Source organism: Olsenella sp. Marseille-P4559, assembly GCF_900605015.1.
In the GTDB taxonomy this organism is placed as follows: Bacteria; Actinomycetota; Coriobacteriia; order Coriobacteriales; family Atopobiaceae; genus Tractidigestivibacter.
Map to the genome: position 1 here is coordinate 566,800 of NZ_LR027573.1, position 20,275 is coordinate 587,074.

General features: G+C 63.0%; 20 protein-coding genes and 1 pseudogene. 4 read left to right on the forward strand and 17 right to left on the reverse strand.

Annotated elements, in window-relative coordinates; translation table 11 throughout:
• The first annotated feature begins 8 nt into the window (after nt 1–8).
• Nucleotides 9–2,555, forward strand: coding sequence for a hypothetical protein (locus E0E00_RS02495; RefSeq protein ID WP_130811021.1), 2,547 nt, complete (start codon nt 9–11; stop codon nt 2,553–2,555).
• Nucleotides 2,556–2,576: 21 nt separating this feature from the next.
• Here the strand turns inward: E0E00_RS02495 and E0E00_RS02500 are convergent, their stop codons facing one another.
• From E0E00_RS02500 to E0E00_RS02520, 5 genes are all read right to left on the reverse strand, one after another.
• The gene (locus tag E0E00_RS02500; protein WP_130811022.1) at nt 2,577–2,960 is read right to left on the reverse strand and encodes a hypothetical protein; all 384 of its coding nucleotides are present in this window, start codon (nt 2,958–2,960) and stop codon (nt 2,577–2,579) included.
• Between the two features lie 9 nt (nt 2,961–2,969).
• Nucleotides 2,970–3,389: a peptide deformylase gene (locus E0E00_RS02505; protein ID WP_130811023.1), complete on the reverse strand. Its 420-nt coding sequence runs from the start codon at nt 3,387–3,389 to the stop codon at nt 2,970–2,972.
• Between the two features lie 103 nt (nt 3,390–3,492).
• Nucleotides 3,493–4,929 carry a radical SAM protein gene (locus tag E0E00_RS02510; RefSeq protein ID WP_207302621.1) on the reverse strand — a complete coding sequence of 479 codons (1,437 nt, stop codon included), beginning with the start codon at nt 4,927–4,929 and terminating at the stop codon, nt 3,493–3,495.
• 264 nt (nt 4,930–5,193) lie between these two features.
• A complete protein-coding gene (locus E0E00_RS02515; protein WP_130811024.1) occupies nt 5,194–5,622 on the reverse strand; it encodes an Hsp20/alpha crystallin family protein in 429 nt (142 codons plus the stop codon).
• A 454-nt stretch (nt 5,623–6,076) separates the two neighbouring features.
• Entirely contained in the window at nt 6,077–6,301 is a 225-nt protein-coding gene (locus tag E0E00_RS02520) for a hypothetical protein (protein ID WP_130811025.1), read from the reverse strand.
• A gap of 310 nt (nt 6,302–6,611) precedes the next feature.
• On the opposite strand from E0E00_RS02520, the pseudogene E0E00_RS02525 reads away from it, so the two are divergent.
• A pseudogene (locus E0E00_RS02525) lies at nt 6,612–7,067 on the forward strand (DUF3810 family protein); the annotation flags it as partial.
• Here the strand turns inward: E0E00_RS02525 and E0E00_RS02530 are convergent.
• Both E0E00_RS02530 and E0E00_RS02535 read right to left on the reverse strand, forming a co-directional pair.
• Nucleotides 7,021–8,616: an alpha-amylase gene (locus E0E00_RS02530; RefSeq protein WP_242622102.1), complete on the reverse strand. Its 1,596-nt coding sequence runs from the start codon at nt 8,614–8,616 to the stop codon at nt 7,021–7,023. The pseudogene E0E00_RS02525 and the gene E0E00_RS02530 sit on opposite strands and share 47 nt — an antisense overlap.
• Nucleotides 8,617–8,655: 39 nt before the next feature.
• A complete protein-coding gene (locus tag E0E00_RS02535; protein ID WP_130811027.1) occupies nt 8,656–8,916 on the reverse strand; it encodes a hypothetical protein in 261 nt (86 codons plus the stop codon).
• A 239-nt stretch (nt 8,917–9,155) separates the two neighbouring features.
• Here E0E00_RS02535 and E0E00_RS02540 point away from each other — a divergent pair, with 239 nt between their 5' ends.
• Nucleotides 9,156–9,341, forward strand: a complete 186-nt coding sequence (locus E0E00_RS02540) for a hypothetical protein (protein ID WP_130811028.1) — start codon at nt 9,156–9,158, stop codon at nt 9,339–9,341.
• A 128-nt stretch (nt 9,342–9,469) separates the two neighbouring features.
• Here E0E00_RS02540 and E0E00_RS02545 read toward each other — a convergent pair whose 3' ends face one another.
• Nucleotides 9,470–10,351, reverse strand: a complete 882-nt coding sequence (locus E0E00_RS02545) for a type III pantothenate kinase (protein ID WP_130811029.1) — start codon at nt 10,349–10,351, stop codon at nt 9,470–9,472.
• Nucleotides 10,352–10,501: 150 nt separating this feature from the next.
• Here E0E00_RS02545 and E0E00_RS02550 point away from each other — a divergent pair, with 150 nt between their 5' ends.
• Nucleotides 10,502–12,211, forward strand: coding sequence for an OPT/YSL family transporter (locus E0E00_RS02550; RefSeq protein WP_130811030.1), 1,710 nt, complete (start codon nt 10,502–10,504; stop codon nt 12,209–12,211).
• A 1-nt stretch (nt 12,212) separates the two neighbouring features.
• On the opposite strand, the gene E0E00_RS14880 is transcribed toward E0E00_RS02550, so the two are convergent.
• The 9 genes from E0E00_RS14880 to E0E00_RS02585 all read right to left on the reverse strand — a co-directional run bounded on the left by E0E00_RS14880 (nt 12,213) and on the right by E0E00_RS02585 (nt 20,247).
• Nucleotides 12,213–12,665, reverse strand: a complete 453-nt coding sequence (locus E0E00_RS14880; RefSeq protein ID WP_371683363.1) for a hypothetical protein — start codon at nt 12,663–12,665, stop codon at nt 12,213–12,215.
• Nucleotides 12,640–12,834: a hypothetical protein gene (locus tag E0E00_RS15290; RefSeq protein WP_371683364.1), complete on the reverse strand. Its 195-nt coding sequence runs from the start codon at nt 12,832–12,834 to the stop codon at nt 12,640–12,642. Before E0E00_RS15290 ends, E0E00_RS14880 begins: the two co-directional genes overlap by 26 nt.
• Nucleotides 12,801–13,340, reverse strand: coding sequence for an aminotransferase class I/II-fold pyridoxal phosphate-dependent enzyme (locus E0E00_RS15295; protein WP_371683365.1), 540 nt, complete (start codon nt 13,338–13,340; stop codon nt 12,801–12,803). The genes E0E00_RS15290 and E0E00_RS15295 overlap by 34 nt, the downstream gene beginning before the upstream one ends.
• A 114-nt stretch (nt 13,341–13,454) precedes the next feature.
• Nucleotides 13,455–14,231 carry a DeoR/GlpR family DNA-binding transcription regulator gene (locus tag E0E00_RS02560; protein WP_130811031.1) on the reverse strand — a complete coding sequence of 259 codons (777 nt, stop codon included), beginning with the start codon at nt 14,229–14,231 and terminating at the stop codon, nt 13,455–13,457.
• A 39-nt stretch (nt 14,232–14,270) separates the two neighbouring features.
• Nucleotides 14,271–15,188, reverse strand: a complete 918-nt coding sequence (locus E0E00_RS02565) for a 1-phosphofructokinase family hexose kinase (RefSeq protein WP_130811032.1) — start codon at nt 15,186–15,188, stop codon at nt 14,271–14,273.
• 106 nt (nt 15,189–15,294) lie between these two features.
• A complete protein-coding gene (locus E0E00_RS02570; protein ID WP_130811033.1) occupies nt 15,295–16,803 on the reverse strand; it encodes a PTS fructose transporter subunit IIC in 1,509 nt (502 codons plus the stop codon).
• 242 nt (nt 16,804–17,045) lie between these two features.
• Nucleotides 17,046–17,537, reverse strand: coding sequence for a YbaK/EbsC family protein (locus E0E00_RS02575; protein WP_130811034.1), 492 nt, complete (start codon nt 17,535–17,537; stop codon nt 17,046–17,048).
• 77 nt (nt 17,538–17,614) lie between these two features.
• Nucleotides 17,615–18,340, reverse strand: a complete 726-nt coding sequence (locus E0E00_RS02580; RefSeq protein WP_130811035.1) for a metallophosphoesterase family protein — start codon at nt 18,338–18,340, stop codon at nt 17,615–17,617.
• Entirely contained in the window at nt 18,337–20,247 is a 1,911-nt protein-coding gene (locus E0E00_RS02585) for a BMP family ABC transporter substrate-binding protein (protein WP_130811036.1), read from the reverse strand. The genes E0E00_RS02580 and E0E00_RS02585 overlap by 4 nt, the downstream gene beginning before the upstream one ends.
• Nucleotides 20,248–20,275 lie beyond the last annotated feature (28 nt).

Sequence of the window (20,275 nt, forward strand, 5' to 3'; positions counted from 1 at the left end):
TGAGGACAATGAGCAGGACCATGAAATACAGCAGCGAGAAGGGCGTAGCCTCCCTTGGTCGCAAGGCGCTTGCGGGTACCATGGGCGCGCTGATGGGCGTCTCGATGAGCATTCCGTTTGGCGCCACCCAAGCGATTGCCGACGAAATGAACGACCAGCCGAGCGAGCCCGACACCAACACCCAGAGTGGCGAGCCCCAAAGCGCGAAGACGGAGATTGTCTACGCGCGCACGGACGCAACGGGAAAGAAGAGCGGCATCTACGTGGTGAACGATTTCCAGGCGGCCACCGCAGAGACCATAAAAGACCCAGGCACCTACACCAAGGTGCAGAACCTCTCGACCACAGAGGCGCTTGACAACGCGAACGGCTCGGTAAGCCTTACCACCCAGGCGGGTGAGCCCACCTACTACCAGGGAGACCTTGACGCCTCCACGCAGTTGCCTTGGGACATACAGGTAACGTATCACCTTGATGGGAAGCCTGTCTCGCCTGACGAGCTTTCTGGAAAGAGCGGCAAGCTCGACATCGAGCTCAAGGTCACAGGCGTGGATGGCAACTCGCCGGAGTCGGACTTTGCCAAGAGCTTCATGCTGCAGGCGCAAGGCACCTTCCCCAACGACAACTTTGACCTCGACGACTCCGACGATGGCACCGTGGCCGTGGTAGGCAGCAACACCCTTGTCACCTACCTGCTATTGCCTGGTACCAATGGAGACTGGCACATCACGGGTGACGCCAAAGACTTCACGTACTCCGGTTGGCAGATAAGCGCCATGCCGCTTTCCATGGACGTGAGCGTACGAGATGCCGACACGTCAAAGCTCACAGATGCCACGTCAAGGCTCACAGACGGTGTGGACCAGCTTGACTCTGGCGGGCGCGAGCTTGCAGGCACGCTGGACCTCATCAATGCCGGGGCCGGAAGTGCGGCGAGTGGGTCTGGCTCGCTGGCAAGTGGTGCGGATGGGCTTGCGGCGGGAGCTGCGGAGGCCGCAAGCGGGACGTCGCAGCTTGCAGATGGCGGGCACGAACTCGCAGGCGGCACCGCACAGCTTGACGCCGGAGCCCAGAGCGCGAAGGCGGGGTCTTCTCAGCTTGCGAGCGGTGCCGAACAGCTCAGGGCAGCACTCGAGGCGAAAGACGGCTCGCTAACGGCGCTGAAAGATGGGGCATCGCAGGTTGCCGATGGTACGCAGCAGCTCTATGACGCACTATCTAGCACGCTCCCACAGCAGCTTGCAGGCATGAACGCCAAGCTCAACACCGCTAAGACATCTGTAGATGGCATCCAGCAGGAGCTTGCGACAATACAGACCTCCGCCCAGGGCATGGACGAGGAGGGGCAGGCCGCCGTGACCCAGGCTGAGGCTGTGAAGGCTGACCTTGAGGATCTTTCGGAGGCCACCTCAGGCATGGGAGAGGCGCTTGGCTCTGCAGCCACGAAGGCAGGCGCCGCCGCCGGCGAGGCTGCAGCAGCGCAGGACGCAGCAACTCAGGCGGCGAGCAGCGCTTCGGATGCCTACGGCACGCTTGCTGCACTCGATAAAGACACAACGCTCACTGACGACCAGAGGTCCGCCGTCGAGAGCGCCATGGCATCCGCGAAGAATGCAGCTGACGCCGGCACCACCTCAGCCAGCGCTGCAGGTAGCGCTGGCGGCGATGCAAAGAGTGCGGCGGACACCATCCGAGCACTTGCGCAGGGCATACAGGGCGTAAGCACAGCAGCGCAACAGCTCCAGACAGACTCGCAGGCACTGAGCAGCACGCTTTCCTCCCTTGAGGGCAGTGCCGGCGATGGCACGGGCATCCAGGGCATGCTCGCGCAGTCTCAGGCCGTACTCACGCAGTCTGACGAGCTCGTAAAGAACTCGCAGGAGATAGTGGGTGCCGCTCAGCAGCAGCTCGGCAGTATCGACGTCACGAGCCTCCAGAGGCTCAACGACGGTGCGCACCAGGTGTCTGCCGGTGTAGACGCGCTGGCCGGGTCGATGCAGACGGGCGGCGGGCTCAAGGGCGGAGTTGATGCGCTTGCTTCCGGCGCATCTGGCCTTGACGCCGGGCTCGGCACGCTTGCTGCCGGGGCCTCCTCGGCAAAGGATGGGGCTGGGCGGCTGGCCGCGGGGCTCGACACGCTGAGCAGCGGCTCCACCAAGCTCGACGCAGGGGCGAAGGGCCTTGCCGCGGGCGCCCACGAGCTGGACGACGGTCTGGGCACGCTTGCCGATGGCACCTCTCAGGCAGCAGGCGGCAGCCACACTTTGTCCGACGGTCTCGACGAACTACAAGAATCTGTTGACGGCATGGACGAGAGGGTCCTCGACGAGCTTCAGGACACGATTGACGAGGAGCTCGGGCGTGGCTATCAGCTGCACTCCTTTGTCGACCCCACCAACACCAATGTTCGTGAGGTGCAGTTTGTCTACGTGGTAGACGGTGTGAGCAGCTCGTCTGACTCCTCTAGCACAGACGGCCAAACCTCGCAGGCAACCGATGACAGCCAGCAGAGCCAGTCGTTCCTCGACCGCCTCACCGCCCTCTTTACGAAGTGAGACAAGGGGAGTTCCTCTGTCTCACTTGGGAAGCTTGCCCTCGTCCTGCGCGCGGCGAATGGCCATCTCCATGTGAGCCAGCATGGGGCCGGACGATGGGGTGTCTGGCAGCGGCTCGCCGTGATAGGAGTTGTCGAAGAGCACGCTCACCACATCGTCAAGCGGGCTCTTGTAGCCATCCGCCGAGGGCTCCAAGCCATGCACGACAAAACCAGACGCCTCGAGCGCCAAGGCGATAACGCTTGTCTCCACGCCCAGCTCAGAGGCAATCTGGGGGATGGTCTTGCCCGTGTCGACGTTCTCGATTCCCATCTCCTCAAGAAGCGCGGGGAGGTCGGGATAGCTCGAGAAGAGCTCTCCTGCTGCAAGATCAAAATCGATGACCTTCTCGTCCTCGTTAGCCACGGGCACCTCCTAGACCAGCTTGCCGTTGCAATGGTCAACCATGTGCTGCACCATCTGGGCCTCCCAGCCCGTGAGGTCGCGGCGGCGCTGCACGAACTGGCCGTCGACAAGCTCGTCGTAGGAGACCTTGACCTTGCCGTAGCGCGTGACCTTGGCAGGCTCGTCATGCGAGAGGCAGCCCTCGGCCGTGCGCACAGCGTTGAGGCCCATCATGACGCGCGGGTTGTAGAGCACGTGCGCCTCGCCGCTGTCATCAAGGTAGACTGCGACGGCCTTCGTGACGCCAATCTGATTGGCCGCCAAGCAGGCACCATCCTCAATGGAGTGCAGCGTGTCGATGAGATCCTGCGCCAGGGATGCGTCCTCGGGTGTGGCGCGCTGGCACTTCTTGGAGAGAATGGCGTTGTCCTTGCAGAGCTCGCGAATCATGTACGTTCCTTTCGGAAGGGGCACCCGTTTGCAGGGCGCTGTTTTCAAGCAGACCATATCTTAGCGCCGCGCGTGGATGAGACAAAGGGACTGCCCCCTTGTCTCAGTACTTGACCCAGGCGTTTGGGTCGCCGGTTTCCTTGGCCAGGCGGTCGGACAGGCGGCCCTTAGGGCTGTTGGCCCACATGGGCGCGGACTTCTCAGCCCATGCCGCAGCTGCCGCCTGCGTCTTGCTCTCGAGTTCGTCCACGTCCTCGGGATGCACGTAATCCGTGGACTTGGCTCCGGTCTCGTGCACCATCTCGGAGAGCTTGCCGGGGTTGTCCAGTAGAGGACACGGCCTCAGCATGTTGGAGCTAAACGGCTGGTGCGCCTGGTAACTCTTGAAGAGCGGGCTCTTGTAGCACTCGAGCAGGCTCTTCTCGCGGATGTTGGAGTCGGAGTAGTGGATGAACGCGCAGGGCTCAACGTCACCCGCAGCGTTGATGTGCATGTAGCGGCGGGCGCCCGCGATGCAGCCGCCCGTGTACTCGCCGTCGTTCCAGAAGTCGGCGAAGAAGATGGGCACATTGTTGCGCCAGTTCTTGCGCACCTTGTCATACATCCCCGCGCGCTGTTCCGCCGTGGCGAGAAGCTCCACCGGAGCGCCCAGGCCCACAGGCATGTACGTGAAGATCCATGCGAACAGCACGCCCTTGTCGACAAGGAGCTGGATGTACTCGTCGCTGGTAATGGAGTCGTAGTTCTCGCTGGTGTAGCACATGGAGGCGCCAAAGGGGAGCTTGCGCTCGCGGAGAATGTCCATGGCACGCGTGACCTTCTCGAACGTACCTTTGCCGCGCCGGGAGTCGGTGGCCTCCTCAAAGCCCTCGATGGAAAACGCGGGCATGAAGTTCTTTACGCGCAGCATCTCGTCGGCAAACGCCTCATCCACGAGCGTTCCGTTGGTAAACGCCGAGAAGAAGCAATCCGGATGGTTCTCGCACAGGCGGATGAGGTCGTGCTTGCGCACCATGGGCTCGCCGCCAGTGAAGAGGTAGATGTAGGTGCCCAGCGCTTTGCCCTGCGTGATGATGGAGTCGAGCTCCTCAAACGTGAGGTCCTTGTGGTTGGCGCTAGTGTAGTTGGCTGCCCAGCAGCCATTGCAGTGCAGGTTGCAGCGGGTAGTGGGGTCCATGAGGATGGCCCACGGGCAGTTGCAGCCCTCGGTGTCGTTGACCTCGCGCTGGCGTGCGCCGCCAATGGTCACGGAGTTCACGAAGAAGTTATGCGCAAAGGTTTTGACGACGTCCCTGTCAACATTGTTGATGATGTTGTCGACCAGATGACGCCAGTTGTTAGTGGGGTCTTTCATGTAACCCATGACCATGTTGAAGAGCTTGAGCTGGGCATCGTTGATGGAGTCACCAGAGCCGGCAAACTTGTTGATGAGAGACTCTACCTTGGGTAAGTTGCCGTCGAAGTCATCGTAGAGCATGTTGACTCCCTGGTCGACGGCAACACCGATGGCCTTGGCCTTGATGGAGGTGAACGCGGACATGGGCCTCTCCTTCTCCTGCGGGTTCTACGGGCAACCACCTCAAGGCAACTATCGGAATGCCTGACGCCGCGTGAAGCCGTGGTTCCCATCGCATAGAGAGTATCATCCCCCAAGCCGTGCGAGATGAGTCCGCTTTTTGAAATACGTTCAAATCTAGTAGGTGAGTGGCAGCCGCGATGGCACAGCGATGCACAAAAGGAGGTGTCCCGGCCGAAACCGGGGCACCTTACGCGTTGCGTGTTGTAAGGGGCAAACGCATCGCTGTTAGTCGATGGCAACCTTCGTGACGTTGGCCTTCTCGGCCTGCTTGGGAACATTGATGGTGAGGACGCCGCCATCCATCTTGGCCGTGAGACCCTCAGTCGCGGCATCCTTCAGATACACGCCACGGCTTGCCTGCCACTCAGAGGTTTCCTTCTGCAGGTAGTTCTTGTTCTCCTCCTCGTCGGACTCTTTCTTGTCCACGCTAATGGAAAGCCTGCCCTCGTTGAGCTCGACGTCTACCTCGTCCTTCTTAACACCCGGGAGCTCCGCAGTCACAATGTACTTGTCACCCGCGTCCTCGACGTTCATCTTGAAGGCATCATCGGCGTTAATCGCTGCGAGAGGAGCGAAGAAGTCGTCGAAGGCTCCAAACGGCCATGCCCTGCGAAGTGCCTTCTCGTAATCACTATAAGGAATCATGCCAGCCATCGTTACCACTCCTTCTATGTGGTGGAAGCCCCTTCTTTGGGCTTCTTTGGGTCCATTCTTGTATGTTCCCCACTATGGTTTCTTTATACAAGCAATCTAAGGTTTTCTAAGTTTACTACGCTTGGATATTGAGTTCGGCTGCAGGTAGGGCTGCGCGATGCGCACCGTTGATGACGGAGGGGCGCTTTTGTACGTAGTTGCTGCGGGAACGAGCTCCGCAATGTCATTTCAGCGCCGAAGGGGTCTTGTGATGGCTGCGCAAACGCAGGCTCCGGCGTCAAACCGACGCCGGAACTGGCAAAATGACAACAACCGACAGCGGATTAACGCGGCCATTGCGGATTTCCGTTCGCCTCGGCGAGCACCTCGGCGATGGCCTCCGCCGGTTTCTTCCAGCCCAGCACTCGCCTCGCTTTTCTCTCGACCAAGACTTGCAGGCAATGCTCTTCCCCGGCTACTGCCAGTTCTCAAAGTCTCTCATGGCTGCCCTGGCAACGGCCGCAAGCATAGCCCCCTTCGCCATATGGGACTGGACACCGTTGGCCTCGTGGCGGCGGCAATCGCCACGCTGGTTCACCGCATACGCCACCGCAAGCGCTTTCTCCCCTGGCTCTCGATGGTAGCTCTGACCATAGCAGTAACCGCGTTTCTCGGCACCGCCGGATGGGCGCTCAACCACTACGCGCCGGAACTCTCCCGAGACCTTGGCCTTGAAAGCTCAGCACAGCGAGGGCCAGCTGGCAAGCGTCACCGCGTACTATCTGGGCCAAGCCGCCAGCCGCGCGTCACTGGTTCCGCGCGAGGAGGACGGTACTCCCCCAACAGGACTCCTACGAGCTCGCAAGCATTGCCGAAGTGTCGTATATCCCGCTCGCCCAGCGCTATGAGGTCTTCTCGGGAAGCACTGCACCCATAAAGTCGCACCTGCTTTTTGACGAGCCCCTGCTCTACAGCGGCCACACAGGTATCTTCTTGACACTGCAGAATCCAGCGTACCGCTCAAAACCGCGACCGCCGAGCTGCCCTTCACGATGTGCCACGAGGCAGCCCACCGCCTGGGCACTGCCAACGAAGGGGAGGCGAACCTCTCGGCCTTTCTCGCCTGCTCTTGTAGCGATGACGTGCGCCTCTCGTACTCTGGCTGCTACTCCGCTTTCAACCACTGCGTAAACGCCCTGCTGGCAGAGAACCCCAAGCGTGCCCAGCGGGTGGTCTCAGAGGCTCCCGCGGGCGAGGACGGCTCAGGCGTTGAGCTTGTACTGCAAGACCGAACAGCCGCACGGCAGCACTACCAGGCCTACAAGGGCCCCTTTGAAGACGTGGGCACCACGGCCAACGACACCTACCTCAGGAGCTTTGGCGAAAAGGATGGGGCTCCTCATACGGCCTGGTGGTGGACTACCTGCTTGCCTGGTTGGACGCGTAGCGATCGGCATCCCGCTTGATGCGGTCTGCCTCGCGCTTCTCCCCTGCACTCGGAACCGGCAGATGCGAGCTCAAGTCTGCGGGGGCATCCTGGCCGTACCGCACGATGTCGTTCTCGAGAACGCCAGCCGTATCCTCGGGCAGATATGCCGAGAGGCTCCCCCCGTTGCAGACGAACTCTGCGCAGCCATCGTCGCCCACGCAGGTATCAGACTCTCCGCCAAGAACGGAAACCCACCGCTCGCCGGCATGGCGAGCGCCCACGTACATGCGCTTTGAGCCGCCCTCGCGATCGGTAAGCACGCAGGCAACACCAGAGCCGCCATGGCGCCCGTCACCCTCGCGTGCCCAACCAATAACGTCCGGGTCGTCCAGGTAGTCGTGCTGTGGGCCGTAGGCAAAGCGACGGCGAAGCTCCATGAGGAGAGGCAGCTCGCGAACGGCGGGGATGTTGCCGTCATTAGGCATGCCAAAGAGGTCACCGTAAAAGACGCAAGGGTAGCCCGCCTCGCGCAGCAGGATGAGCGCGTACGCCGAGGGCTTAAACCAGCTCTGGACAAAGGACTGAAGCGCCTGGCCAGGCTGGGTGTCATGGTTTTCAACAAAGGTAACGGCACGCATTGGGTCTGACCCCACAAGGGTCCCATCGAAGAGATGGCGCAGGTCAACGTTGCCAAAGGAGCAGGACGCCTCGTAGAGGTGGTAGTGAAGGGGCACGTCAAAGAGGCTCATGGCACGCTCGGCACCTAGGTAGGCCTTGAGTTCTCCCAGGTCGGGCGACCAGTACTCCCCCACCGTGAAAAGCTCCTTGCCAAACTCCTGCCTAAGCGCAGGAAGCCAGCGGAGAAAGAACTGCCGGCCCATATGCTTGAGCGCGTCGAGCCTGAAGCCGTCAAGGTTGCAGGTTGAGAGGTACCATTCGCCCCAGCGCAGGAGCTCGTCATAGACAGGCTGGTACATCTCGTCCACATCGCAGCCCATGAGATAGTCATAGTTGCCGTTGTCGTGATGATCGACCTGCTCGCTCCAGTGTTTGCCGTCAAAGAGGTAAATCGCATTTGTGTGGGTGGCCTCGTCATAGTCGACCCCGTGAAAGCAGGTCCAGTTCCACTTGAAGCCAGAATACGTGTCACCGCGCCCCGGAAAGTCGAAGCGCGTCCAAGCGGTAATGTCACGCGGGGCCGATGTGGGCTGCTCGCGGTTGTACGATGCCATCTCTGTTGCGCGCACGCGCTCAGTGCCATCGGCGCCCATGCGGTGGTCGAGAACCACGTCGGCGAGAACCTCCATGCCCGCCGCGTGCAGGGCGTCTATCGCGGCAAGGTACTCTTCCTTCGTACCATACTTCGTGCGCACGGAGCCCTTCTGGTCAAACTCTCCTAGATCGTACGTGTCATACACGCCATAGCCAACATCGTCTACCCCAGCCATCCCCTTGTAGGCAGGCGGCAGCCATACGGCAGTTATTCCGTTGTCGGCAAAGAGCCGGGCGTCTTCTGCCAGCCGACGCCAGTGCCTGCCATCTGCGTCTAGGTACCAGGAGAAGCCTTGGAGCATCGTACCGTTCACGCGCACGCCCCCATCAAAATCCAAATGATAATCATGCCCTCATCCTACACGCGTGGGGTGCGCGCAAGCCGCAACGGCGACAACAATTGCCAAGAGAATGGCAGGCGCAAATCCAATGAGCCCAAGAACGAGCGACGCGGCGAAGAGCCACCAAAACGCCCGAAGCCCCGCGCCAATCACCCATCCCAGGGCACGGAAGATGCCCACAACAAGGGCAAAGACCAGCCAGACCGCCAGCACGGCGAGCATGACCGGCGCCAAGACAACGGCAAGGGCTGATGCGAGAAGCAACATAATCATGAGAACCTTCCCTTCGGGCGCGCGCAGATGCGCCGCAGCCAAATCGTACCCCATTCGCTCACCCGACTAGCGTTATGCGTGCGGTTCACGTGGTCTTTGCATCGGCCAGAGCCACCGGCAAGCCGGCAGGAGAGACCGTTGCCCGTACTTCTCGTAACATACTTGAAACAATATTGCCGACGTGTTACAAAAGAGGTGCAAAGTTGAAGGCCGCTCAAGAAAGTCGCAGGTGACGGCATATGCCCATCATTTCCACATCCAGCCCGCCCATCATCCTAACCGTGTTCCTCATCATGCTTGCGCTGCTCTTTGGTACCGTGCTCGCAGCGGCAGCGGCGCAGGTAATCGTGAACAAGGTTCGTGGCCAGCGTGGCCCGCAGGAGAATGTGACCACCTACCCAACCATGCTCTATCCGCGCTTCTAGGCGCCGGCGAGAAGCGCAGGCGAGAGCGCTGGCACCAAGCGCATGGGAGGCTCGCGACGGCCTGGGCGGAAACCCCGCCCGGGCCGTCGTTGTGTATGGTGCAGCCGAACAGTTTGCGGTCCGCAGCGCTAGCCGCGCCGGTTCGCTCCAAGCCGCAGCTGGTGAAGCCCGCGCAGCGTGAGCGTCTCGTCCACCTTGGCGGCATGGGCCATGAGCGGCGCCACGCGACTGGCGCTGCTGCCTGTAAGAACGACGCGGGCCTCTCCACCAAGCTCTTCGAATACGCGGCTGAGAAGGCCGTCCACGCGGGCAGTCTCGCCAAAGACCACGCCAGACTGCATGGCCTCGCGCGTGGAGCGCCCGATAGCCTCCTTCGGCGCCTGCAGCTCGATGACGGGCAGCCGGGCGGCCGCATGGGAGAGCGCCCGTGCCCCAAGTGCGAGGCCCGGCGCAATGATGCCACCGAGAAAGACACCTTCGGCATCGATTACCTCGATGTTCACGGTTGTCCCAAAGTCCACTACAACAACGGGCGAGCCATATGCGGATTTGGCTGCCACAACGTCGGCTATGCGGTCGGGGCCAATCTCGGCGGGGTCTCGGTAGCGCATGCGTAAGCCGGTCTTGAGGCCCGGCCCCACCACAATGGGGCGCGTATGACAGGCCGTGGCAAGCGCTGCCGACCACGCCTCGGTAAGCGGCGGCACCACACACGAGAGGACTGCGTCAAGCGGCGGCTCGGCGGCTGTCGCGCGCTCCGACGAGAGCGAGCGCTGCCCGGCCACGTCACGCGCAAGCACGCCCAGGACCTGCGCCACCTGCATGCGGGCCTCATCGGCCGTGATCCTTGCGGGCGTGGTGAGCTCCCAGGTCCCCAGCGGCTCGTCCGCCTCGCCAGCATCTGCCGAGAAAAGGCCAAAGCCGGTGGAGGTGTTTCCCACGTCTACGGCCAGGACGCAGTGCCCCTCGCCGACAGGCACTGACCGCTCGGCCTGCTCGCCCTTTGCCATGCGTACTCCCCTCGACGCTGACGGATCGCCCCTTTCGCTATACTCTACCAAGTCCGCGCGCTGGTCCGGCGCATGGGCATAGGTAACCCGACTCCTCGGCCTGCATTCGCCGGCCGCCAGGGGGAGCGGATATACGCAAAGGAGAGCAACATGGGCGATTCTTCCGGCCACGCCACGTGGCGTGGACAGCTGACGGCGCGTGGCGTCGTCATTGGCTGCATTGGCTGCGTCGTTATCACCGCATCCTCGGCATACACGGCGCTCAAACTCGGTGCGCTTCCGTGGCCGATTGTGTTCGCAGCCATAGTTTCGCTCTTCTTCCTCAAGCTTCTTGGAGACGCCAGCCTCAACGAGGCCAACGTCACGCATACCATCATGTCCGCAGGTGCCATGGTCGCAGGCGGGCTTGCTTTCACCATCCCTGGCGCCTGGATGCTCGGGTACGCCGGCGAAGTGGGGTTTGTTCAGATGCTTGCTGTGGCCCTTGCCGGCACGGGACTGGGCCTCGTAGCCACCGCTATCATCCACCGGCACTTCATCGTTGATGTAAACCTCGAGTTCCCCATGGGGGCCTCCGCGGCGCAGACCCTGCGCGCGACCGAGGCCGGCGGCAGGACCGGACGACACCTCTTCGCCTCGATGGGGCTTGCCGGTATTTATGCCGTGCTGCGCGACGCCCTCGGCGCGGTGCCCTCCATGCTGGCGACGCTCCCCATCCCCGGTGTGAGCTTTGGCATCTACAATTCGCCGATGATGGTCTCGGTGGGCTTCCTTGTGGGTGGCGCTGCCGTGGCCTGGTGGTTTGCGGGGGCTCTTCTCGCCAACTTTGGCGTTGTGGTGGCGGGCAGTGCCGCTGGGCTTTGGGAAGTTGGCGCAGCGCAGGGCATCGTGAAGAGCCTGGGCATGGGACTCATGATGGGCGCTGGCCTGGCCGTGGTGGCAAAGGACATCCTGCCGCAGCTTGCGGGCATCGTGCGTGGGGTGCGAGGCCCCTCAAGCGCCTCGGACGGCGCGGCAGGCGGTCAAGGGTCGCTCGTCACCGGCAGCGTCCGCACTGACGCCGGCACCTTCGCCGTGATTGCCGCTGCCATCGTGGTCCTCATGTGCATGGGACTCGGCCTCTCGCCGCTGGTAAGCGTTGTAGTGGTGCTTCTCGCCTTTGTGACCACCGCGATGAGCGCGCAGTCGTGCGGACAGACGGGCATCGACCCCATGGAGATCTTTGGCCTCATCGTGCTGCTGCTTGTCTCGGCGTTTGCACAGGTACGAGACGTACAGCTCTTCTTTATTGCCGGCGTGGTGGCTGTTGCATGCGGACTTGCCGGCGACGTGATGAACGACTTCAAGGCCGGGAGCATCCTTGGCACCGACCCGCGCGCCCAGTGGCTTGGGCAGGCGATCGGTGGCGTGCTGGGGGCGGTTGTCTCCGCTGCCGTCATGATGGCGCTGGTCAGCGCCTATGGGCCCGACGCCTTTGGGCTGGGAAGGGAGTTCGTCTCGGCACAGGCGAGCGTTGTGGCCACGATGGTCTCGGGCATTCCCAGCGTTCCGGCGTTTGCCATTGGACTTGTGGCAGGCATTGGCCTCTACTGGGCGGGCCTGCCGGCCATGATGCTGGGACTTGGCGTCTACCTGCCGTTCTACATGTCGTTCACCGCTGCGTTGGGCGCTGCGCTCAAGTGGGCCATTGGCCGTGCACGCACCACTCGCAACGCGGGGCTTCCCGAGGACGAGCGTGCCGCACGCGATGCCGATGCGCAGGAGGCTGGCGTTGTTGTGGCCTCTGGCGTGCTTGGCGGCGAGTCGATCGTCGGCGTCATTGTCGCGATGGCGAGCGTCATCGCGGGCCTTGCGGGGTAGCCTATGCGTTGAACACGTAGCGGTCGAGTCGGCCAAAGGCCTCCTGCACGCGCAAGAGCGGCAGCGCAAGGCTAACGCGCACGTGGCAGGGTCCGTGGAACACACGCCCATCCTGCCAGTCCACGCCCACGCGCCATCCCGCGCGCTCAACCCAGTCGATGTCGCGGCCGTGCCTCTCGCACCACTCGCTGCAGTCGAGAAGCAGCATGTAGGTTCCCTCGGGCCGGCTCACGCGCACGCCCTCGAAGTGCTCGCAGATAAAGTCGCACGCCCAGGCCACGTTGCCGTCCAGCACCTGCAGAAGCTCGCCCGGCCACTCCTCGCCCTCGCGGCTGTACGCGCCGATAAGCGCATGCATCGAGAGCACGTTCATCGAGTTGTAGTGGCACTTTGAGCCCCTGGACGCCACGCGGTCGCGCAGGCAATCGTCATAGATGATGTGATGGCTCCCCACGAGCCCTGCCAGGTTGAAGGTCTTGCTCGGCGCATAGAGCGCCACGGTACGTCTGTGGGCGTCGTCGCCCACAGACTGGGTCGGCACGTGATGATGCCTGGGGCAGCACCAGGTCGGACCAAATCTCGTCAGAGGTCACCACGCAGTCGTGCTCTCGGTAGGCCTCCATCGCGCGCTCGATCTCCCAGCGCTCCCACACGCGCCCGCACGGGTTGTGCGGCGAGGCGAGCAGAGCACCGCCACGTGGATGTGGTTCTCCTCCAGCTTTGCAGCCATGTCGTCAAAGTCCATGCGCCACACGCCCCGCTCGCCCTGAACGAGAGGCGAGAGCACGATCCGGTAGCCGTTCTCCTCGATGCAATGCGTGAAGCCTATGTAGGTGGGACTGTGGAGAAGCACGGCGTCGCCTGGCGCCGCAAGGGCCGTGAGCGTCGAGACCACGCCGCCAAGGACTCCGTTCTCGTAGCCTATGTGGCCGGGCTCAAGCCCATCCACACCGTTACGACGTCGCTGCCAGTCAATGATGGCCTGGTGGCACTCACCGCGCGGCGAGAAGTAGCCAAAGGCCGGGTGCTCGATTCGCTTGGCCATGGCGCGCGTGACCGATGGCGCCGTTGGGAAGCCCATATCGGCGACCCACGTGGGAATGGCGTCAAAAGCCCTCCGCCGAAGCATCTGGCGCGGTGCCACCCAAACCAAGCCCGTCCACCGCGATGGCACCCATGCCCTGCCATCCCATGATTGATGTGAAGTCGTCCGCCATGCGCTCTCCTCCTTTGGTGCCACGCCCTACTCGGCGGTGACGACCTTCTTCGCAACAGAGGCGACCAGGCCATCCGGGTCCGCGTCCATGATCACCACATCAACGCCATCTGGCTTCGCGAAGCGCACGAATGACCTACCCGCACCAACCTTCGACTCATCCATGAGGATGGTGCGCGTGCGCGCGTGCCTCAGAAACTCAACTTTCGCGATGGCCGTCTGCTCGTACTCCGCAAGGAATCCGAAGCTTGGCTCAAAGCCGTCCGCGCCGAGAAACACTTCCTCCGCGTACACGTCGCGCAGGCTAGCCACCACGAGAGGCCCGCAGTAGTGGCGATACTTGCGTTCGAGCTTGCCGCCGGTACTCATGATGGTGACATCGGGGAGGTGGGCCTCTGCGTAGTCGATGACGTGACAGGCATTCGTCACGATGGTGAGGTCGCGCTTCTTGTCGAGCGCCATCACAAACTCGAGCGTGGTGGAGCCCGAGCCAACGAGGATCATCTCGCCATCATGCACGCGCTCTGCAGCCAGCCGGGCGATCAGCCTTTTTGCGCTGGCGTTCTTGCGCAGCCTCTCCGACACGCGGGGTATCACGTTCTGGGTCACGGCAACCGCACCGCCATGGGTGCGCTTGAGAAGGCCCTCCTGCTCGAGGTAGTCGAGGTCCCCGCGCGCCGTGACCGCAGACACGCCAAACTCCTCGCATATGGAGGAGACGAGCACGCTCTGGCGCTCATCCACCATGCCCACGATGCGCTTCCGCCGCTCCTCGGCAAGCAGGCGTCCCCCTGTGGTCCCCATGTGCAATACCTCCTCGACAGAGCGCACGGCCGAGGCGCATTACGCAACCTGGGTGATGCGAACCTCCCGCTCGAACTCCTCCACCTTAGCAAAGTCTCCGAGCCCTGCGCTCATGGCAACGTTGGCCCCGGTGGCCATTGCACGCGCGAGCGCCGGCACAATCGCGCTGCGGTCCGCGTACCAGATCGAGAGGAAGCCGGCAAGCGTGGCGTCCCCCGCGCAGGCCGTGCTCAACACGGGCACGCGGACGGCTTCGGCTCGCCACACATGCTCCCCGTCGGAGAAGTACGCTCCGTTGCCACCCAGCGTGAGCAGCACGTTCTGGGCACCGCGCGCGTGAATCTTTCCCAGCGCCACAAGGATCGCTGACTCGTCGCCCACATCAGCGCCAAAGACTGCCGCAGCCTCCTCGTCGTTGGGCTTGATGAGCAGCGGGCGCTTCTCCACAAGCTCGGCCAGGTGCGGGTGGGAGATGTCAAGGACAAGGTCTGCGCCCCTCTCGTGCACCACGTCGATGAGCTCGTCGTAATAGGACGGGTCGATCTGGGGGGGCAGGCTGCCAGACACCACCAGGCAGTCGAGGTCCTGGGCCTGGCGGAGAAGCCCGAGCATCTCCTCCTGCTTCTCTCTGCCCACGGGAGCCCCGGCGTTTGGGAACTTGTATTCGCCGTCGGGAGTCGCGATGAAGAGGTTCACGCGCGTGATGCCGTCGATAAGGACGGGCTCCACCTCGCAGACCTTCCGTGCACCGCAGACGATGTAGTCACCCGAGAAGCCTCCGAAGAACCCCAGGATCTTTGAGTCCACCCCGTAGTGCTTGAGGGTGAAGCTCACGTTGAGCCCCTTGCCGTTGGGGGTGTACACGGCATTGCGCGTGCGGTTGACGTGCTGGGTCGACGGGCGGTCGCTCGTGACGTTCATGTCAACCGCGGGGTTGGTGGTGAGGGTGTAGATCATTGGTCCTCCAGGATCGCCGGACTCATCAAGGGGGCCCGGCAGAAGCCGGGCCCCTGGAGGAAACGAACGGGTTGGGATGGGTCGTGCCAGGGACGCCAGGACCACCCTACTCCGCAACGACGCCGCCGCTCTTGTCATACTCGTACTTCTTGAAGATGACGTAGAGGATGCCGCCTACGACGGTGCCGGCGAGAATCGCGAGAACCCAGAGGCCGCCACCGTCGACAACGGGCAGGACGAGGAACCCGCCGTGAGGCGCAGGGTCATGCACGCCAAAGAGGATCGTGAGGATGGCGCCAATGGACGAGCCGAGCATCATGATGGGCATGACAGGCCAGATGTTCTTTGTCATGAACGGAATGGCACCCTCGGTAATGTGCGTGCAGCCGAGGATCAGGTTCACGATGCCGGCATCGTGGTCGGCCTTGGAGAAGTACCTCTTGCCGACAATCACAGCAAAGGTGGTGATGAGGGGCGGGACGATGCATGCGGCAGAGACGGCGGCCATGAAGTTCGTGCCAAAGTTGTACGTCTCGGTGCCAACGCCTGCGGCAAGCGCCTCGGTGAGCATCATGGTGCCAGTGACGTACGCTGCCTTGTTGACGGGACCGCCCATGTCAAATGCGCACATGCAGCCAATTGCAAGGCCGAGGACGATGGGGCCAGAGGACTCGAGGCCCTTCAGGAAATCCATCATGCCGGTGTTGATGGCAGCCATGGGGCCAGAGATGCCCAGCATCACAAGGCCAACCACGAATGCAGAGAGAAGCGGGTAGAGGAAGATGGCCTTCAGGCCGTCAAGGTTCTTGGGCAGCCCGGACAGCAGCTTCTCGAGGCCGAGAATGACGTAACCGGAAAGGAAGCCGCCGACGATGCCGCCAAGGAAGCCAAAGCCGACGCCGGTGCCACTCGCGTCGATGAGACCAGTCTCAGGCGAGACGGGCAGGCCCTGGATGGCAATCATGCCGGCGATGAAGCCGGGGACCAAGGCGGGGCGCTTGCCGATGGACTCGGCGATGTAGGCCGAGAGCACCGGGACCATGAGGTTCATGGCAATCCCGCCGACGATCTTGAGCATGGCGGCGAAGGAGTTGTAGTCGGCTGCGGTGGAATCATACGAGGTGATGCCCCAGAGGAACGAGATGGCCGTGAGGACGCCGCCGGCGACAACGAAGACCAGCATGTGGCTGACGCCGTTCATCAGGTGCTTGTAGATGATATGCGCGACGGATTCCTTCTCCTCGGGGACGTCGCTCGTGGCCTTGGCAACCTCTTCAGAGAGCTCACCTTTCGCCTTGGCTGCAAGCGCCTTGTCGATAAGGCCGCTTGGGTCCTTGATCGCGGCAGTCACGCCAGCGCTCACGACGGGCTTCCCCTCAAAGCGCTCGGGCTGGACATCCTTGTCCGCCGCGATAATGACTGCCTTGGCGGCACGAATCTCCGCAGGCGTCACCTCGTTCTCGGCGCCAACCTGCCCTTGGGTCTCCACCTTGATGGTAAGGCCCCTGTCCTTGGCAGCCTTCTCAAGGGCCTCCTTGGCCATGTATGTGTGCGCGATACCCGTTGGGCATCCCGTCACAGCCAGGAGGTCATAGGCGGTGTTCTCGTTTGCCATCCTCGCTCCTCTCAATGCAGCACGTGCGTGATGCATGCCAGAGAACTACGTAATTTACACGTACAAACCATCGTTAAACCATGCATCCATCACAATCTCTGTACGTGAAGACAGTATACGTAAGTTTTCGTAAGAAAACGAAAGTTCCTAGCGATAGCATCGCGCATACCGCTCGCCAAGGCACAAGGGCCGCTCGCCCTTTCTGTTGGAGCTGAGACGCGAGAAAGGAAGGGGCCTGTGCCCTACGCGCCTTGGGGGCTCTCCTCCCGCCAGCCCTTGCACACGTCCACCCAACCCTCGGCCGCCGAGCAGCGCTCCAGCTGCTCAAGCGTCAGGCCAATCGCGCTGTTCTCGCTTCCCGCTGCAGGAAACACGAGGTCAAAACGGCGCAGCGAGACGTCCAGGTACGTGCGCACGCCGGGCTTTACGGCAAACGGGCAGATGCCGCCCATGGGGTGGCCCACCACCTGGGGTAGGTCGTCGGGCGTCACGAAGCGCGGCTTTGTCCCGCACTCACGCTTGAAGGCCGAGCTCCAGAGCTTGGCGTCGTCCGCGCACACCACGAGGACGGCGCCCTCCCCCGCCACGCATGCCATGGTCTTCGCGATGCGCGCGGGCCCGCACCCCAGGTCACGCGCTGCCAACTCGACCGTGGCGCTCGACTGGTCGAACTCGATGATCTTATCGGCAACGCCAGAGGGCGCAAGGTAAGTCTGGACGTCCTGAACTGACATGCCCAGTGTCTCCCCTCGAAAGGCGCCCATCGCCAGGCGGCGCCCAGAAGGGTAGCCCATCACCGCCTGCCGCAGAACTACCACCGCTGGCCATAGGACTGCCCCGCGCCGAGAAGTCCTTCCTCCTGCGAGGCAATGCCGTCGCTCTCGCGCAGCGCACGCCTGTTTACCAGGTGTTCCTTCCAGCCGTACGAGAGCTGCCGCGGTACGGGGGCGTCCAGCTCAACGTGGCCGAAGGCGTTCACGACTCGCGTCCCGCAGGGAAGCTCCCGCTCGCGCGAGAAGTTCGTGAGGTAGTTCGCGTGCACGTGGCCGTGGACCATAAGGGCGGGCCGCCAGCGCTCGGCCAGGTCGTTGAAGCACTCGAAGCCCCGGTGCGGCAGGTCGTCGAGGTCGCCCATGCCACGCGCAGGCGCGTGAGCGAGCAGCACGTCGAAGCCGCCCAGCAGGCGGATCCGCGGCTCAACCTTACGTATGCGCTTGCGCATCTCGCGCTCGGTCGACATGTAGGTGCCATCCTTGTAGCGCATGGAGCCTCCCAGCCCCACGATGCGCAGGCCCCGATAGACGTAGACGGAGCCGTCCACGCAGATGCAGCCCAGTGGCGGCTTTCGGCGGTAGCCCTCGTCGTGGTTGCCATGGACATAGAGCACCGGGCACGAAAGCATCGTGACGAGAAACTCGAGATAATCCGCATCAAGGTCACCTGCGGCAAGGACGAGGTCGACATCCTCGAAGCGGGAGCGGCAAAACCCCTCCCAGAGGGCACGCTCCTCAACGTCGGCAACGGCGAGAATCCTCATGAGACCAAGCCTCCGCCCACAGACGTCTCGTCAACGGGGTGCCAGTTTTCGGGAAGGGTGCCCTCTATGTTGTCGTTGAGCCAGCTCATGGACACAACGTCTTGCTCCTTCAACCTGGGCGACCCTGCCGGCTGCACCACGCCCAGCTGGCTACGAAGCTCCCCCGCAAAGGGGTCAAGCACACCTCGCTCGATGCCATGCGTGACCTGCTCGACAAGCTTACGCGAATAGTAGGGCAGGTCATCCGAGAGGCGTAGCCCGATGACCCCCGCCGACATGCCGTACCAGTAGCTTACCGCCCACGGACGCCCCTCTCCATCGGTGTCCTGCCACGAGCCGTTGAGCAGCCCCTGGACGATAAGCTCGTAGTAGCGGCCCCAGTTCCACACCGGCAGCGCGAGGTTGTGCACGCGGCCGTTCACCATCTGGTAGAGGCCCAGCGCGCAGGAATCGTCCCACGGCGCCGTGACATCAGAGCCCGACATCACGGTGACGCCCTCGTCTGCCATCCTGTGATAGAGGGAGTCGCCGCCACGCGTGGACCAGACCAGGCGAACCTTGACCTCGGGGTCCACAAGCGCCGCTCCTATGGCAAAGGCATTTATCTCGGCAACCGACCCAAACATAGGGACGTTTGCCTGGTAGCCCACGCGATGGTTGGTCGAGAAGCTCGCAGCCAGGGCGCCGGTCACAAACTTGGCCTCGTACATGCGCCCATAGTAGGAGCGCACGCGGCTGTGCGGCAGGTTGCACGAGCAGTTGAGAAAGCGCACCTCTGGGTGGGCGATGGCCGCCTTGGCTGTGCTCGTCATGAGCGTGGGCGAACAGGAGAAGATCGCCTGCGCGCCATGCTCGACGGCCACGTCGACCACGGCCGAGAAGTCGCCCGGGGAGGCGCAGGCGTCAAAGGCTGTGGTTTGGACCAGGCCATTGAAGCGCCTCTCGACCCCGAGGCGACCGGCGTCGTGGGCGCGGGCCCAACTGGAGGTTGTAAGGGGCTTCTCGTAGAGAAAGGCAAGGCGCAGCGGGTTTGCCTGCGAATAGGGCGTACGGAACGAGAGACGCGAGAGGGCACCGTGCGAGGACGGCTCCGCGCTTGGCTCGCTCACGAGCACCACGTCCTCACGCGGGCCCGCCAGCGCGAGCTCTGACCACAGGCGGCCGATGCGCTCCACCACGATGGAGGGCGGCGTGTCGAGCAGCCGCTCGTCCGGGAAGTAGCTCAGGTACGCAAGGAGAGCGTCACCACAGGTGATATCAAGGTGTGAGCCGCCAGCACGCTGGCAGAGGGAGCGGAAGTACTCGTATGTCGAGGTGAGACCGCAGACGGCGTCATCGGGCCAGGGCTTGTCGAGGTCACGGCCCATAAGGGTGGCAAGGCGCCGGTAGGACCCCTCGCGGGAGAACTCGATCTCATAGGTGGGCACAGCACGCCAGAACTCGAGGAACTCTCCGTAAAGGCGGCGCTCGGGAGCGTCCCACTGACGCGGGAGAAGGCGCGTGACCTCGGCCTCGATGGAGTAGGCCCCCACGTAGCTCATCACCGAGACGCGCTTGTTCCCCTCTTGGACGTAGAAGCGGTGCATGTACTCGTAGACCTTGACGGGGTCGCGGAAGCCCTCGGAGGTCTGGATGTCGTAGAGACGCGACCACTTGAAGGCGAACTCCGTGGTTGGTGCGAGCACAGGCATGAAGGTGCGCGAGAAGGTGCGCTGGCGGCCCTCGGTACGGGTGCCGACGACCATCTCGAGCGGAATCTCCATCGTGCCCAGGCGAACCTCGCCAACCGTGTCCCCCGGCGCAAGGACGGAGTCGAGCGCGGGAAGGTAGGGATAGACGCCAGCCGACGCGTCATGCCGCAGGTCACGCTCGCCGCGACGGAGGGCCTTTCTGTACTCCTCGCCCATGATGGCTAACGCCTCCTTTCGGGGACGG